This is a genomic window from Kitasatospora sp. NPDC001527 (assembly GCF_040298605.1).
Taxonomy (GTDB): Bacteria; Actinomycetota; Actinomycetes; order Streptomycetales; family Streptomycetaceae; genus Kitasatospora.
In genome coordinates, this window is sequence record NZ_JBEPAM010000008.1 from 198,773 (window position 1) to 212,890 (window position 14,118).

The following is a 14,118-nucleotide window of genomic DNA, read 5'->3' on the forward strand; positions in this document are numbered from 1 at the left end:
CCCGCGGGAGTCATCTCCCGCGGGCCCTCGCGCACACGCGCAGGCGCGATCAGCGCTGCGCCGGCACCTCGGCGGCCAGCTCGGCCGGCACCTCGTTCGGGATCGCCCCGCCGAACCGGCGGTCGCGCATCGCGAACTGCTCGCAGGCCCGCCACAGGTCACGGCGGTCGAAGTCCGGCCAGAGCACGTCCTGGAACACGAACTCCGCGTACGCCGACTGCCAGAGCAGGAAGTTGGACGTCCGCTGCTCGCCGCTGGGGCGCAGGAAGAGGTCCACGTCCGGCATGTCCGGGTGGTACAGGTACTTGGCGAGGGTCTTCTCGTTGACCTTCTTCGGGTCCAGCCGGCCCGCCGCCACATCGGCCGCGATGGCCGCCGCGGCGTCCGCGATCTCGGCCCGCCCGCCGTAGTTGACGCACATGTACAGCGTGACGGCGTCGTTGTCCCTGGTCTGCTCCTCGGCGACCTGGAGCTCCTGGACGACGCTCTTCCACAGCTTGGGCATCCGGCCCGCCCAGCGCACCCGCACGCCCATCGCGTCCATCTCGTCGCGGCGGCGGTGGATGACGTCCCGGTTGAAGTTCATCAGGAACTTCACCTCGTCGGGTGAGCGCTTCCAGTTCTCGGTGGAGAACGCGTACAGCGAGATGTTCTTCACGCCCAGCTCGATGGCGCCCTTCAGCACGTCCAGCACGACGCCCTCGCCGACCTTGTGGCCCTCGGTGCGCGGCAGCCCGCGCTCCTTCGCCCAGCGGCCGTTGCCGTCCATGACGATCGCGACGTGGTTGGGGACCAGCTCGCCGGGGATCTTCGGGGGCCGGGCACCGCTGGGATGCGGGGTCGGGGGGAGGTACTCCCTCTGCTTGCCGCCGCCGAAGAGCCGTCGCGCTGCCATGTGCTCACTTCTCCACGTATCTCATCGAGCGGATACCCCGCTCCAGGTGCCACTGCAGATAGGCCGCGACCAGGCCGCTGCCCTCCCGCCAGTACCTCGGCTCGCAGGCGTCGGCCGTCTGCCAGTCCCCTGACAGCAGCGCCCCGAGCAGTACCAGTGTCTCAGGGGAGGGTACGGCACATCCGGGGACCCGGCAGTCCGGGCACAGGACCCCGCCGGCCGGGAGCGAGAAGAACCGGTTGGGGCCCTCCATGCCGCACTTGGCGCAGTCGTCGAAGCTCGCGCCGTACCCGTTGACGGCGAGCGAACGCAGCAGGAAGGCGTCCAGCACCAGGTGCGATTCGTGCTGCCCGGCCGCCAGCGTGCGCAGACCGCCGACCAGCAGCAGGTACTGCTGGACGGCCGGCTGGCCCTCGTTCTCGGCGAACCGTTCCGCCGTCTCCAGCATGGCCGTGCCGGCGGTGTAGCGGCCGTAGTCGGTGACGATCGAGCCGCCGTACGGGGCGATCGTCTCCACCTGGGTGCACAGCGGCAGCCCGCGCCCGAGCAGCTCACTCCCGCGGCTGAAGAACTGCACGTCCACGTGCGAGAACGGCTCCAGCCGCGCCCCGAACTTCGACTTGGTCTTGCGCACCCCGCGCGCCACCGCGCGCACCTTGCCGTGGTGGCGGGTGAGCAGGGTGATGATCCGGTCGGCCTCACCGAGCTTCTGCGCCCGGAGCACCACGCCGTCGTCCCGGAAGAGGCTCATGCGCCCGCCTCGCCGCGGCGGACCTCGAACAGTGCGGACATCCCCCCATTGTCCCCCAGCCGTCCCCCGGTCACGGACAGCCGTGTGCCCGCACCGGGCCGTGGGGGATCGCCGAACGGTGCGGGTCACGGCGGGCCCGGAGGGGGGTGGGCCCGGTTTTGTGGGGGTCGGAGGGAAGAGGAGAGGGAGCCCCAGGTGCGACAGGGGCCTAGTAGGGCGTGCGGGTCGCCGCCTCCAGCAGCGCCCCCACCCGTGCCTGCGGCAGGTCCAGGCAGCGCCCGACGGCGTCCAGCGCCTCCCGCTCCTGCGGCCGGTACCGGCCGTCGGCCAGGGCGATCGCCGCGCCCTGCAGCAGCAGCCGCTCCCGGCCTGGCTGGGCCAGGTGCGGGGCCAGCGGTTCGAGCACCGCGTGCAGCTCCACGGCCAGCCCGCCGGCCATGCCGTGCGCGTCGTACAGCTCGCCGCCGAGCCCGGACAGCGCCGCCAGCGCGGCCAGCACCTGGGCCTCGCCGCAGTCCTCGAACCCGGCGTCGCGGACCGCCGCGCAGGCCGCCTCGCGGGCCGCGCGGTGCGCGGTGCCGCCGGCGGCCAGCAGGGCCAGCGCGACGGTGTACTGCGCGTCGCGCAGCATCCCGCCCAGGCGGACGCAGGTGGGCTGCTCCAGGCTCTCCACCCCGAACCGGCCGTGGCAGCTGGTGCACTGCACGCTGCCGATCACCGGGCCGAGCGGAAGCACCGGGGTCCCCAGCAGCCGCAGCCACCGCCGGCCGTGCTGCCGGCGGTAGTTGCGGTCCCCGCCGCAGCCTGGACAGAAGAAGTCACCGAGAACGTCAGTCCGCCACCGCGGGCGAACACCCCACATCCCTGTCACGGCGCCACTCCCCAGACATGGCAGGCGGCCTGCACAACAATGGGCAGGTCACGCGACCGGCCACCGGGCCGTCCCACCGACCCGGCTTTCCGGTGGGACGATGTTGCCACGGTTGCCGACACGTGTCAGTACTTCGAACGGCCCGATCACCGAAAAAATGTGGCGCAGGACACAGCGGCCGCGCCCCGGTCCCGGGGACCGCCCGGCCCGGCCCGGGAACGCCACCGGGCCGCCCCGAACGGGACGGCCCGGCCACGACCACTCGCACGAACTAGCCGCGCTGCGCCCGGTTGACGGCGCTGATCATCGCCTTCAGCGAGGCCAGCACGGTGTTGCCGTCGATCCCGACGCCCCACAGCACCCGGCCGTCCACCGCGCACTCGACGTACGCGGCGGCCTGGGCGTCGCCGCCCTCGCTCAGCGCGTGCTCCGCGTAGTCCAGCACCCGTACGTCCACACCGATCTGCGCCAGCGCGTCGGCGAACGCCGAGACCGGGCCGTTGCCGGTACCGGCCAGGGTGACCGGCGTGCCGTCCAGCACGGCCTCGGCCGTCAGCGCGTCCCGGCCGTCCTCGGTGGTCAGGGTGCGCGAGCCGCTCAGCGAGATCCGGCCCCACGGGTTCGCCGGGGTGGGCAGGTACTCGTCCTCGAAGACCCGCCAGATCTCGGCCGGGGTGACCTCGCCGCCCTCGGCGTCGGTCTTGGCCTGGATGATCCGGGAGAACTCGATCTGCATCCGGCGCGGCAGGTCCAGCTTGTGGTCGTTCTTCAGCACGTACGCCACGCCGCCCTTGCCGGACTGGCTGTTGACCCGGATGACCGCCTCGTAGGTGCGGCCGACGTCCTTCGGGTCGATCGGCAGGTACGGCACGCCCCAGGTGTGCTCCTCGACCGGCACGCCCGCCGCGGCCGCGTCCGCCGCCAGGACGTCGAAGCCCTTCTTGATGGCGTCCTGGTGGGAGCCGGAGAAGGAGGTGTACACCAGGTCGCCGGCGTACGGGTGACGCGGGTGCACCTCCATCTGGTTGCAGTACTCGGCGGTGCGGCGCACCTCGTCGATGTCGGAGAAGTCGATCTGCGGGTCGACGCCCTGCGAGAACAGGTTCATGCCCAGCGTCACCAGGTCGACGTTGCCGGTCCGCTCGCCCTGCCCGAACAGGCAGCCCTCGATCCGGTCGGCACCGGCCATGTGGGCCAGTTCGGCGGAGGCGACGGCGGTGCCCCGGTCGTTGTGCGGGTGCGCCGACAGACAGACGAACTCGCGGCGCGACAGGTGGCGCGACATCCACTCGAACTGGTCGGCCTGGACGTTCGGGGTGGCCCGCTCGATGGTGGCCGGCAGGTTCAGGATGATCTCGCGGCCCTCGCCGGGCTGCCAGACGTCCATGACCGCCTCGCAGACCTCCAGCGCGAAGTCCAGCTCGGTGTCGACGAAGATCTCCGGCGAGTACTGGTAGCCGAAGACGGTCTCCTCGCCCAGCAGCTTCTCGGCGTACTCCATCACCAGCCGGGTGCCGTCGACGGCGATCGCCTTGGTGGCCTCCCGGTCGTTGCGGAACACCACCCGGCGGAACAGCGGCGCGGTCGCGTTGTACAGGTGCACGGTCGCGCGCGGCGCGCCGACCAGCGACTCGACCGTCTTCTCGATCAGCTCCTCGCGCGCCTGGGTCAGCACCGAGATGGTGACGTCCTCCGGGATCGCCCCCTCCTCGATCAGCGAGCGCACGAAGGCGTGGTCGGTGGCCCCGGAGGAGGGGAAGCCGACCTCGATCTCCTTGTAGCCCATCGCGACCAGCAGGTCGAACATCTTGCGCTTGCGCGCCGGGGACATCGGGTCGATCAGCGCCTGGTTGCCGTCCCGCAGGTCGGTGGAGAGCCAGCGCGGGGCCTTGGTGATCACCTTCGACGGCCAGGTGCGGTCCGGCAGGTCGACGGTGCCGAAGGGCAGGTAGCGGCCGTGCCGCATGCCGGACGGCCGCTGGCGTACCGAGCCGGCGGTGATCGGGGTGGGGCGGCCGGCGAACGCGCGGGCGGCGGGAACGGGCACGGCGGAACTCTGCTCGGTCATGGAGGTGAGTCTCGGCTTCCTGTGGTGCGTGATGCGGGCTGGTCGGGGCGGTGTCCTCACCCGACTCGGCCGGCCTGCTGCCGCTCGCGACCCCTCGGCGGGTCGCCCGAAATCCAGCGCGCAGCACAGTCCCCGCGGCGAGGGGGCCGGCCCTTGGTGGACTACAGGCCCTCGACGCGGCAGCTAAGAAGAAGCAGGCCGTAGCGCATGATGCGAACCAGCCTAACAAAGCACCGCGCGAGCCCGAAGCGGGGCGGTTGATCTTCCCAGTCCTTGAGACGGCGCGCGGCGGCGGCCGGGCGGCGCGCAATCCTGTCCGCGCCGGTGACAACACGTCATCGATGCCTCACGCTGGGCCACATGACAGCCGAACCGACGCTCTGCGCGATCGTTCCGCCGTACGTCCTGGACCGCCTCGCCGAGGACGGTCACGAGCCCGCCGCCCGCTCCCTCGCCCTCGACGCCGCGCACCGGGCCGCGCGGCTCACCGCCGTCCTCCCCGAACGGGCCGCCGAACGGGCCGCCGACCGCCTGGAACGGGTGATCTCCGACGCCGGCCACCGCGAACGGCTGCCCGGCCGCACCGTCCGCCGGGAGGGCGAGGGCCCCCTGCCCGACCAGTCCGTCAACCACGCCTACGACGGCCTCGGCGCGACCTGGACGCTGTTCTCCGCCGTCTACGGGCGGCACTCCATCGACGACCGGGGCCTGCGGCTGGACGCCACCGTCCACTACGGCCAGGACTACGACAACGCCTTCTGGGACGGCGAGCGGATGGTCTTCGGCGACGGCGACGGCGAGGTGTTCGGCGACTTCACCGTCTGCATCGACGTCATCGGCCACGAACTGGCCCACGGCGTCACCCAGTTCACCGCCGGCCTGGAGTACCGCGACCAGCCCGGCGCGCTCAACGAGTCGGTCTCCGACGTCTTCGGCTCGCTGGTCAAGCAGTACGCGCTGCAACAGGACGCCGCCGCCGCGGACTGGCTGATCGGCGCCGGACTGCTCGCCCCCGGCGTGCAGGGGGTCGCACTGCGCTCGATGAAGGCGCCCGGCACCGCCTACGACGACCCGCGGCTGGGCAAGGACCCGCAGCCCGCCCACATGCGCGACTACGTGCGCACCGGCCGGGACAACGGCGGGGTGCACATCAACTCGGGCATCCCCAACCACGCCTTCTACCTGCTCGCCACCGCGCTCGGCGGCCCGGCCTGGGAGCGCGCGGGCCGGATCTGGTACGACGCGCTGACCGGCCGGCGGCTGCCCTCCGACGCCGGCTTCACCGCCTTCGCCCGGGCCACCGTGGCCGCCGCCAAGGCCCGCTACCCGGAGCCCGAGGTGGCCGACACGGTCACCGCGTCCTGGGCGAAGGTCGGCATCAGCCCGACTTGAGTCGCGCTTAAGTCAAGGTCCGGGAAAACCCCGGCAAACGCCATCGCTGGGTAGCACCATGGACACCATGCGTATCCAGGTGACCCGGACCGGCGGCCTCGCGGGACACGTCCGCCGCGCGGAGCTCGACACCACCGAGCGGGTGGACGCCCCGCACGTGCACGCGCTCGCCCGCGAGGCCGTCGCGGGCGGGCTGCGCACGCCCTCCTACGGGGTGCCGGACGGCTTCCACTACGAGATCACCGTCGACGGCCGGACGGTGCACTGCGCGGACCCGAAGCTCACCGAGTCCCAGCGCGAGCTGGTCTCCCTCGTCCTGCGCGAAGGCGCCTAGGGTCCGCCTCCGGACCCCCGCCCGGCGGGTCACAGCCAGCCGTCGAGGGAGGCCAGGAAGCCCGGGAGGTCGTCCCGGTGGATGGTGTGGCCGGCCCCGGCCACCGTGCGCAGCCGGTAGCCGAGACCGCGCAGGGCCTCGGCGTCCTCGGGCCCGACCAGCCAGCTGTTGTCGGCGAGCTGCACCAGCGAGGGCACGGCCGGGGCGCCGGGCAGCGTGGCCCGGCCGTGCAGCGCGGAGAGCGCGAACGCGGTCTCCGGGTCCCACAGCGCCAGGGTGGCCAGCTCGACGTCCACGTCGGCGGCGTCCCAGCGCGGGTTGACCGCGGTGATCTGCTCCCGGGTGGCCTCCTTGAACCGGACGAAGACCGCCGGGTCGAAGAGGCCCGGCTGGGCGAACCTCCAGGCCGGGTCGGAGTAGACCACCCGGGCCGGGCGCAGCCGCCCGACGGCGTGCAGCAGGGTCAGCCCGCCCAGCGAGTGGCCGATGGCCAGGTCGGCACCCCGCGGCAGGGTGTCGACCAGGTCATCGGCGTAGCGCTCGGGGGCGTAGCGCTCCACCGCGGTGGAGCCCTCGCCGCGCGGGCTGGCGCCGTGGCCGCGCAGGTCGACGGCGATCACCCGGTAGCCGCGCTCGGCGAGCGCCGGGCCGACCGACCGCCAGGTGCGGTGGTCGGACATGATCCCGTGGACCAGCAGCGCGATCCGCTCGCCGGTGCCCCACTCGTGGGTGTGCAGCTTCATGCCGGGCTCCCCCGCCGTGTTCGGACGTCGTGGTCGTCGGACGCGGTCAGAACCCGAGCTTGCGCAGCTGCTTCGGGTCCCGCTGCCAGTCCTTGGCGACCTTGACGTGCAGGTCCAGGAAGACCGGGGTGCCGAGCAGCGCCTCGATGTGCTTGCGGGCGGTGGTGCCGACGTGCTTGAGCCGGGCGCCCTTGGCCCCGATCACGATCGCCTTCTGGCTCTGCCGCTCGATGTAGACGTTGGCGTGGATGTCGAGCAGCGGCCGGTCGGCCGGGCGGCCCTCCCGCGGCAGCATCTCCTCGACCACGACGGCCAGCGAGTGCGGCAGCTCGTCGCGCACGCCCTCCAGCGCGGCCTCGCGGATCAGCTCGGCCACCATGATCTGCTCGGGCTCGTCGGTGAGGTCGCCGTCCGGGTAGAGCGGCATGCCCTCCGGCAGCAGCTTGCTGATCAGCTCGCCGACCAGCTCCACCTGCTTGTCGCCGACGGCCGAGACCGGGATGATCTCGGCCCACTCGATGCCCAGCTCGGCGCCGAGCTGATGGACGGCGATCAGCTGCTCGGCCAGCCGCTTGGAGTCGACCAGGTCGGTCTTGGTGACGATGGCCACCTTGGGGGTCTTCTTGATCTCGGCGAGTTCCTTGGCGATGAACTTGTCGCCGGGGCCGAGCTTCTGGTCGGCGGGCAGGCAGAAGCCGATCACGTCGACCTCGGCCCAGGTGGAGCGGACCAGGTCGTTGAGGCGCTCGCCGAGCAGGGTGCGCGGCTTGTGCAGGCCGGGGGTGTCCACCAGCACCAGCTGGGCGTCCGGGCGGTGCACGATGCCGCGGACGGTGTGCCGGGTGGTCTGCGGGCGGTCGGAGGTGATCGCGACCTTCGTCCCCACCAGAGCGTTGGTCAGGGTCGACTTGCCCGCGTTGGGCCGGCCGACGAAGCACGCGAAGCCGGAGCGGTACGAGGAGGAAGGGGCATTCATGGGCTCCATTCTCCCTGATCACCCCCGGCGGGGCGGACACCGCCCGTCCGGGCGGTCACTTCCGGCCGCCGAACAGCGCGCCGAGGCCCCAGCCGAGCACCAGCAGCAGGAAGGAGACCGAGCCCCAGAGCCAGAACGGCGAGCCGGTCTCCTGCCACTTGCCCATGCCCATCACACCCAGCAGCAGCCCCGCGAAGAACGCGTACGGCCCCATCGCCCAGCCCCCTCACCGCGCCGGTTCCCCGCGCAGATTCCCCGCCCGTCCCCGGTGAGATTATCCGCCGATTCCAGGGGTCCCGGAACGCGCCGGCGCCCGGGGCGGGAACCCCGGGCACCGTGCGGAGCGCGCGCCTCCCGGACGCTCAGCGGGCCTCGGCCGCGACCCGCAGCGTGCCGTCCGGGCCGGCCAGCAGCAGCGGGGTGCCCGCGCCGCCGAGGTCGCGCACCGCCGCCAGGTCGGCCGGCGAGGGCTGCTCGGCATCGGTCACCACGGCCGCCGCCTCCAGCGACTTCGCGCCGCTGGCCACCGCCATCGCCACCGCCGTCTGCACCGCGCTCAGCCGCAGCGACTCCAGCGCGACCGTGCCGGCCACATAGGTGCGGCCGGTCTCGTCACGCACCGCGGCCCCCTCCGCGACGCCGTTGCGGGCGCGGGCGGAGCGGGCCAGGGTGATGATCTTCTTGTCCTCGGGGTCCAGCTCGACGATGTCACTCATGCCCAGGAGCATAGGCCCCGGTGACGGAGCCGGTCAGTGCCCGATCGGGTTGGGCGGCCCGGGCCGCATCACCTTCACGAAGGTCTTGGGACCGGCGGGCAGCTCCTGCTCCTCATCCGCGCGCTTGCGCCAGTACGGGTTGTCGTGCGGGAGGTGACTGCTGACCCGCCCGTACATCCCGAACGCGGTGATCACCACGCCGAAGGCGAACGCGAAGATCACGTTGTGGATGCCGAAGTTCAGGAGGTTGGCGTCCGGCCGTTCGAGCACCGTCAGCCCGTAGAACCCGGACAGGATGAACAGCACCCCGGCCGCCATGTTCAGGTTGGCGGCGAAGTTCCCGCCGATGAACGCGCCGATCACCAGGATCCCGCCCACCACGATGGACAGGATGCTCAGCGCGCCGTTGGTGGACATCCCGGCGATCTCGTTGCCTTCGGTGGACAGGAAGCCCGGGTGGTCGGCCAGCCCCAGGCAGCCGAACACGATCAGGAAGACCCCGCCGAGCCCCGCCCCGATCCGCCAGACCAGCAGCAGCTTGTGGTCGACGGGCAGTTCGTCTTGCAGCTTCATGGCGACCTCCGAGGTGGCCGTAGCGCCTTGCCCTGCACCCGGGTGCAGCTAGCTGTAGGGGTGGCTCCCCTCCATGTGCGGCACCTCGTGCATGTACAGCGAGCCGCACTGCTGGCAGCCCCGGAGCCCGGTCCCCCACTCCTGCTCCGGCCGGGTCTGCGCCTCGGCGGGGATGGTCCGGCCGCACAGCGCGGTGGCCGGATCCCCCTCCCGCACGACGTGCCAGACCTTCACCCCGCCCGCGCTCCCCTGCGGGCCGTACTCCGCGCGAAGTTGGTGAGTCATGCCTCCCATCGTCGCCCCGGACGCACCCGAACGCTACTCGCCGCCCTCCGGGGCGGCGTCCGGCCCGGCGTGGACGGGGGCGGCGACGACGGAGCCGATCCGGTTGCGGCGCCCGGCCGAGCTCTCCGCGGTCAGCCGGATGGCGGTCAGACCGCCCGGGACCTCCTCCGGCAGCGGGATGTCGCAGGACGAGCCGGGGATCGGCACCCGGCCCAGGTGCTTGGCCAGCAGGCCGCCGACCGTCTCGACGTCCTCGTCCTCCAGCTCGATCCCGAACAGCTCGCCGAGGTCCTCCACCAGCAGCCGGGCGGTGATCCGGTAGGAGCCGTCCCCGAGGTCCTCCACCGGGGCGATCTCCCGGTCGTACTCGTCGGTGATCTCGCCGACGATCTCCTCCAGGATGTCCTCGATGGTGACCAGGCCGGCCGTGCCGCCGTACTCGTCGATCACGATCGCCACGTGCGAGCGCATCTTCTGCATCTCGCGCAGCAGGTCGGCGGCCGGCTTGGAGTCCGGGACGAACACCGCCGGCCGCAGCACCGCGCCGACCTCGTCGGACTCCGAGTCCCGGTTGATGTGGGTGCGGCGCACCAGGTCCTTGAGGTAGACGATGCCGACCACGTCGTCCTCGTTGTCGCCGACCACCGGGATCCGCGAGAAGCCCGAGCGCAGCGCCAGGGTCAGCGCCTGCCGCACGGTCTTGTGCCGCTCGATCATCACCAGGTCGGTGCGCGGCACCATCACCTCGCGGACGATGGTGTCGCCCAGCTCGAAGACCGAGTGCACCATCCGGCGCTCCTCGTCCTCGATGACGTCGTTCTTCTCCGCCAGGTCGACCAGGGCCCGCAGCTCCGCCTCGGAGGCGAACGGACCCTCCTTGTAGCCCTTGCCCGGGGTCAGGGCGTTGCCGAGCAGGATCAGCAGCCGCGGGATCGGGCCGAGGATCCGGGCCAGCGGCAGCAGCACGAAGGAGGCCGCGGTCGCGGTGGTCAGCGGGTGCTGGCGGCCGATCGTGCGCGGCGAGACGCCCACCGCCACGAACGACACCAGCACCATCACGCCGAACGCCAGCAGCACGGCCTGCCAGGTCGTGTCGATGGTGCGCACCGACACCACGGTGACCAGGACCGCCGCCGCCATCTCACTGGCCACCCGGATCAGGGTGGCCAGGTTGAGATAGCGGATCGGGTCGGTGGCCAGCGCCAGCAGCCGGGCCGAGCCCTTGCGCCCGGAGCGCACGGCCTCCTCCGCCCGGAACCGGGAGACCCGGGAGATGCCCGCCTCGGCGCACGCGGCCAGCCAGCCGAGCACGACGAGCAGCACGGCACCGAGGATGAAACTCGTACTCTCACCACTCACAGGGGTTCGCGCTCCGCGCTCAGTGGGTGGTGGGGGCCGGGGAGATGCCCCCGAGGCCCCGCTCGGCCCGCCAGCCGTCGAGGATCGCCTTCTGCAGGCCGAACATCTCGGCCTCCTCGTCCGGCTCCTCGTGGTCGTAGCCGAGCACGTGCAGCACGCCGTGCACGGTGAGCAGCTGCAGCTCCTCGTCCATCGAGTGCTTCGACGGGGCCGCCTTGCCCTGCTGCTCGGCGACCTCGGGGCAGAGCACGATGTCGCCGAGCAGGCCCTGCGGCAGCTCCTCGCCCTCCTTGCCGGGGCGCAGCTCGTCCATCGGGAAGGACATCACGTCCGTCGGGCCCGGGAGGTCCATCCACTGGATGTGCAGCTCCTCCATCGCCGCCCCGTCCACGAGGATCACGGACAGTTCGGACTGCGGGTGGATCCGCATCTTCTCCAGTGCGTAGCGGGCGACGTCGAGGATGGACTCCTCGTCGACGTCCCAACCGGACTCGTTGGCGATGTCGATCGACATGACGGGCTGGTTACTCAGCTTTCGGTGCGATGGGACTGTCGGGGTGCGCGCGAGCCGCGCCGCTGGGCGGGCTTGACCGGGAGCCTGCGCTCCTCGGTCTCCTGGGCCTCCTGGCGGGCGTCCCAGCGCTCGTACGCGTCCACGATCCGGCCGACCAGCTTGTGGCGGACCACGTCGGTGCTGGTGAGGACGGAGAAGTGGATGTCGGGCACGTCGGCCAGGATCTCCTGGACGACCTTGAGGCCGCTGCGGGTGCCGCCCGGGAGGTCGATCTGGCTGGTGTCGCCGGTGACGACCACCCGGGAGTTGAACCCGAGGCGGGTGAGGAACATCTTCATCTGCTCGGGCGAGGTGTTCTGGGCCTCGTCGAGGATGATGAAGGCGTCGTTGAGGGTACGTCCGCGCATGTAGGCGAGCGGCGCGACCTCGATGGTCCCGGCGGCCATCAGGCGCGGGATGGAGTCCGGGTCCATCATGTCGTGCAGCGCGTCGTACAGCGGGCGCAGGTACGGGTCGATCTTCTCGTAGAGGGTGCCGGGCAGGAAGCCCAGCCGTTCGCCCGCCTCGACGGCCGGACGGGTCAGGATGATCCGGTTGACCTCCTTGGCCTGCAGGGCCTGGACGGCCTTGGCCATCGCCAGGTAGGTCTTGCCGGTGCCCGCCGGGCCGAGGCCGAAGACGATCGTGTGCTTGTCGATCGCGTCGACGTAGCGCTGCTGGTTGAGGGTCTTGGGACGGATGGTCCGGCCCCGGTTGGACAGGATGTTCGCGGTGAACACCTGCGACGGCGCCGGGCTGTCGGGGTCCTCCGCGGCACCGCGGAGCATGGCGATGGAACGCTCCACGGCGTCCTCCGTCAGGGGTTGGCCGGTGCGCAGCACCAGCATCATCTCGCTGAACAGCTGCTTGACGAGGGCCACCTCGGCGCGCTCGCCGGTCGCGGTCACCTCGTTGCCGCGGACGTGGATGTCGGCGGCGGGGAAGCCCTCCTCGATCACCCGCAGCAGCGAGTCGGCGGCGCCGAGCAGGGTGACCATCGGATGCTTCTCGGGGATGACGAAACGGGCGCTGACGCGGCCGTTGTCGGCCGGCTCGGGGCGCGGCCCTCCGTTGGTACGGGTCTGCGATGTGTCACTCATAGGTCGGCGCTGGGGCCTGCCTCATCCCATCCGTGTCTCGTGGTGCCGCTGGGTCTCTCCGGGGCACCAGGGTACGCCGCGCACGTGATCGACGCGGCGGGCGGCGGGGCCGCACCCGACGATGCTGCGGCAGAGCGCCCGGGTGGCGCGAGCGGTTTTCCGGGCCGCTCACGGGCCGGGCGGGCCGGGCGGGCCGGTCATGCGTGCCGGGGCGGTACAGGTACCCGGGCGAGGTCCTCGGCAAGCACGATCGGGCCGTCGAAGTGCTTGCGGGCGTCGGCGAGGTGCTGGCCGAGGTCCGGGTAGCGCTGCGAGAAGTGGGTGAGCACCAGCGTGCGGGCGCCCGCCTCGGCGGCGACCTTGCCGGCCTGGCCGGCGGTGAGGTGGCCGTGCTCCTCGGCGAGCCTGGCGTCGGCGTCGGTGAAGGTGGCCTCGACGACCAGCAGGTCGGCGCGCTCGGCGAGCTCGTGCACCCCCTCGCAGAGCCGGGTGTCCATGACGAAGGCGAACCGCTGGCCGGGCCGGGGCTCGCTGACCTCCTCCAGGGTCACCCGCCGGCCGGCCGCCTCGATCGCGCCCTGCTGCTGGAGCCGGCCGACGTCCGGGCCGGCGATGCCCAGGGCGGCCAGCCGTCCGGGCACCAGCCGGCGGCCGTCCGGCTCGCGCAGCCGGTAGCCGAAGGACTCCACCGGGTGCGAGAGCCGCACGGCGTCCAGCGCGAAGCGGGCGCCGGGCGCCGGCAGCGGGCCGGGCTCCTCGATCGGGCGGGGCCGCAGCACGGCCGTCTCGTGGAAGGCGGTGGCGTGCCGCAGCCGCTCGAAGTACACCTCGCCGGAGGCCGGGAAGTAGACGTCCACCGGGTGCGGGACCCGGTCGAGGTTGATCCGCTGGATCACCCCGGCGAGGCCCAGGCTGTGGTCGCCGTGGAAGTGCGTGACGGCGATCCGGGTGATCTGGGTGGCCGAGACCCCGGCGCGCAGCATCTGGCGCTGGGTGCCCTCGCCGGGGTCGAGGAGCAGGCCCTCGCCGTCCCAGCGCAGCAGGTAGCCGTTGTGGTTGCGGTGCCGGGTCGGGACCTGGCTGGCGGTCCCGAGGACCACGAGTTCGCGCTGGGACACCAGCGTCAGACCATGCGCTCGGTCATCGGCCGGCCGCCGAGCACGTGGACGTGGGCGTGGAAGACCGTCTGCCCGGCGCCGGCGCCGGTGTTGAAGATCAGCCGGTAGTCCTCGACGCCCTCGTCGACGGCGACCCGGCCGGCCTCGGCGAGCAGCTCGCCGGCGATCTCCGGCTCCTCGGCGGCCAGCGCGGCCGCGTTCGGGTAGTGGGCGTGCGGGATCACCAGGACGTGCACCGGGGCCTTGGGGGCGATGTCGCGGAAGGCGAGCACCCGGTCGGTCTTGCGCACCACGGTGGCCGGGATCTCGCCCGCCACGATCTTGCAGAACAGGCAGTCGGGCTGCGGCTCGCCGGCCATCGGGTCTCCTCGCGGGGTGCTGGTG

17 protein-coding genes are annotated in these 14,118 nt (G+C 72.3%); 2 read left to right on the plus strand and 15 right to left on the minus strand.

The genetic code is table 11. The features are described from left to right. Positions 1–49: 49 nt before the first annotated feature. The 4 genes from ABT238_RS11620 to leuA all read right to left on the minus strand — a co-directional run bounded on the left by ABT238_RS11620 (position 50) and on the right by leuA (position 4,585). Positions 50–895 carry an isoprenyl transferase gene (locus ABT238_RS11620; RefSeq protein ID WP_350566390.1) on the minus strand — a complete coding sequence of 282 codons (846 nt, stop codon included), beginning with the start codon at positions 893–895 and terminating at the stop codon, positions 50–52. Positions 896–899: 4 nt separating this feature from the next. Further along, a complete protein-coding gene (gene recO / locus ABT238_RS11625; RefSeq protein ID WP_350566388.1) occupies positions 900–1,646 on the minus strand; it encodes a DNA repair protein RecO in 747 nt (248 codons plus the stop codon). 208 nt (positions 1,647–1,854) lie between these two features. Beyond that, positions 1,855–2,508, minus strand: coding sequence for a TerB family tellurite resistance protein (locus ABT238_RS11630; RefSeq protein WP_350756808.1), 654 nt, complete (start codon positions 2,506–2,508; stop codon positions 1,855–1,857). Positions 2,509–2,788: 280 nt separating this feature from the next. Continuing rightward, a complete protein-coding gene (gene leuA, locus ABT238_RS11635) occupies positions 2,789–4,585 on the minus strand; it encodes a 2-isopropylmalate synthase (RefSeq protein WP_350566384.1) in 1,797 nt (598 codons plus the stop codon). A 360-nt stretch (positions 4,586–4,945) separates the two neighbouring features. Between leuA and ABT238_RS11640 the strand changes: the two genes are divergently transcribed. Both ABT238_RS11640 and ABT238_RS11645 read left to right on the plus strand, forming a co-directional pair. After that, a complete protein-coding gene (locus ABT238_RS11640) occupies positions 4,946–5,977 on the plus strand; it encodes a M4 family metallopeptidase (RefSeq protein ID WP_350756738.1) in 1,032 nt (343 codons plus the stop codon). A gap of 67 nt (positions 5,978–6,044) precedes the next feature. Then, complete coding sequence (locus ABT238_RS11645) at positions 6,045–6,311, plus strand: protealysin inhibitor emfourin (protein ID WP_344337572.1); 267 nt, start codon at positions 6,045–6,047, stop codon at positions 6,309–6,311. A gap of 29 nt (positions 6,312–6,340) precedes the next feature. Here the strand turns inward: ABT238_RS11645 and ABT238_RS11650 are convergent, their stop codons facing one another. The 11 genes from ABT238_RS11650 to ABT238_RS11700 all read right to left on the minus strand — a co-directional run bounded on the left by ABT238_RS11650 (position 6,341) and on the right by ABT238_RS11700 (position 14,093). Then, positions 6,341–7,054, minus strand: a complete 714-nt coding sequence (locus tag ABT238_RS11650; protein WP_350566380.1) for an alpha/beta fold hydrolase — start codon at positions 7,052–7,054, stop codon at positions 6,341–6,343. 46 nt (positions 7,055–7,100) lie between these two features. Then, entirely contained in the window at positions 7,101–8,030 is a 930-nt protein-coding gene (era, locus tag ABT238_RS11655) for a GTPase Era (RefSeq protein ID WP_344337568.1), read from the minus strand. A 55-nt stretch (positions 8,031–8,085) separates the two neighbouring features. Continuing rightward, positions 8,086–8,244: a hypothetical protein gene (locus ABT238_RS11660; RefSeq protein WP_350566378.1), complete on the minus strand. Its 159-nt coding sequence runs from the start codon at positions 8,242–8,244 to the stop codon at positions 8,086–8,088. Positions 8,245–8,392: 148 nt separating this feature from the next. Beyond that, positions 8,393–8,746 (minus strand): cytidine deaminase-like protein, encoded by a 354-nt coding sequence (locus tag ABT238_RS11665; RefSeq protein ID WP_350756741.1) that lies wholly within the window; start codon positions 8,744–8,746, stop codon positions 8,393–8,395. A gap of 33 nt (positions 8,747–8,779) precedes the next feature. Beyond that, positions 8,780–9,319: a DUF4383 domain-containing protein gene (locus ABT238_RS11670; protein WP_350566374.1), complete on the minus strand. Its 540-nt coding sequence runs from the start codon at positions 9,317–9,319 to the stop codon at positions 8,780–8,782. Between the two features lie 48 nt (positions 9,320–9,367). Beyond that, positions 9,368–9,604: a hypothetical protein gene (locus ABT238_RS11675; protein ID WP_350566372.1), complete on the minus strand. Its 237-nt coding sequence runs from the start codon at positions 9,602–9,604 to the stop codon at positions 9,368–9,370. Between the two features lie 33 nt (positions 9,605–9,637). Then, complete coding sequence (locus tag ABT238_RS11680; protein WP_350566370.1) at positions 9,638–10,963, minus strand: hemolysin family protein; 1,326 nt, start codon at positions 10,961–10,963, stop codon at positions 9,638–9,640. Positions 10,964–10,982: 19 nt separating this feature from the next. Beyond that, complete coding sequence (gene ybeY / locus ABT238_RS11685; RefSeq protein ID WP_350566368.1) at positions 10,983–11,477, minus strand: rRNA maturation RNase YbeY; 495 nt, start codon at positions 11,475–11,477, stop codon at positions 10,983–10,985. Positions 11,478–11,491: 14 nt separating this feature from the next. After that, positions 11,492–12,616, minus strand: a complete 1,125-nt coding sequence (locus tag ABT238_RS11690) for a PhoH family protein (RefSeq protein ID WP_502884270.1) — start codon at positions 12,614–12,616, stop codon at positions 11,492–11,494. 197 nt (positions 12,617–12,813) lie between these two features. Beyond that, positions 12,814–13,734, minus strand: coding sequence for a ribonuclease Z (locus ABT238_RS11695; protein ID WP_350566366.1), 921 nt, complete (start codon positions 13,732–13,734; stop codon positions 12,814–12,816). 5 nt (positions 13,735–13,739) lie between these two features. Further along, on the minus strand, positions 13,740–14,093 hold the full coding sequence (locus ABT238_RS11700) for a histidine triad nucleotide-binding protein (protein WP_350566365.1): 354 nt from the start codon (positions 14,091–14,093) through the stop codon (positions 13,740–13,742). Between the last annotated feature and the right edge of the window lie 25 nt (positions 14,094–14,118).

Coding starts and splice junctions, on each gene's coding strand:
- leuA (WP_350566384.1), bottom strand. CDS start 4,585: ATGACCGAGCAGAGTTCCGCCGTGCCCGTTCCCGCCGCCCGCGCGTTC.
- ABT238_RS11690 (WP_502884270.1), bottom strand. CDS start 12,616: ATGAGTGACACATCGCAGACCCGTACCAACGGAGGGCCGCGCCCCGAG.
- ABT238_RS11620 (WP_350566390.1), bottom strand. CDS start 895: ATGGCAGCGCGACGGCTCTTCGGCGGCGGCAAGCAGAGGGAGTACCTC.
- ABT238_RS11640 (WP_350756738.1), top strand. CDS start 4,946: ATGACAGCCGAACCGACGCTCTGCGCGATCGTTCCGCCGTACGTCCTG.
- ABT238_RS11665 (WP_350756741.1), bottom strand. CDS start 8,746: ATGAGTGACATCGTCGAGCTGGACCCCGAGGACAAGAAGATCATCACC.
- ybeY (WP_350566368.1), bottom strand. CDS start 11,477: ATGTCGATCGACATCGCCAACGAGTCCGGTTGGGACGTCGACGAGGAG.
- ABT238_RS11650 (WP_350566380.1), bottom strand. CDS start 7,054: ATGAAGCTGCACACCCACGAGTGGGGCACCGGCGAGCGGATCGCGCTG.
- ABT238_RS11670 (WP_350566374.1), bottom strand. CDS start 9,319: ATGAAGCTGCAAGACGAACTGCCCGTCGACCACAAGCTGCTGCTGGTC.
- era (WP_344337568.1), bottom strand. CDS start 8,030: ATGAATGCCCCTTCCTCCTCGTACCGCTCCGGCTTCGCGTGCTTCGTC.
- ABT238_RS11645 (WP_344337572.1), top strand. CDS start 6,045: ATGCGTATCCAGGTGACCCGGACCGGCGGCCTCGCGGGACACGTCCGC.
- ABT238_RS11675 (WP_350566372.1), bottom strand. CDS start 9,604: ATGACTCACCAACTTCGCGCGGAGTACGGCCCGCAGGGGAGCGCGGGC.
- ABT238_RS11630 (WP_350756808.1), bottom strand. CDS start 2,508: ATGTGGGGTGTTCGCCCGCGGTGGCGGACTGACGTTCTCGGTGACTTC.
- recO (WP_350566388.1), bottom strand. CDS start 1,646: ATGAGCCTCTTCCGGGACGACGGCGTGGTGCTCCGGGCGCAGAAGCTC.
- ABT238_RS11700 (WP_350566365.1), bottom strand. CDS start 14,093: ATGGCCGGCGAGCCGCAGCCCGACTGCCTGTTCTGCAAGATCGTGGCG.
- ABT238_RS11660 (WP_350566378.1), bottom strand. CDS start 8,244: ATGGGGCCGTACGCGTTCTTCGCGGGGCTGCTGCTGGGTGTGATGGGC.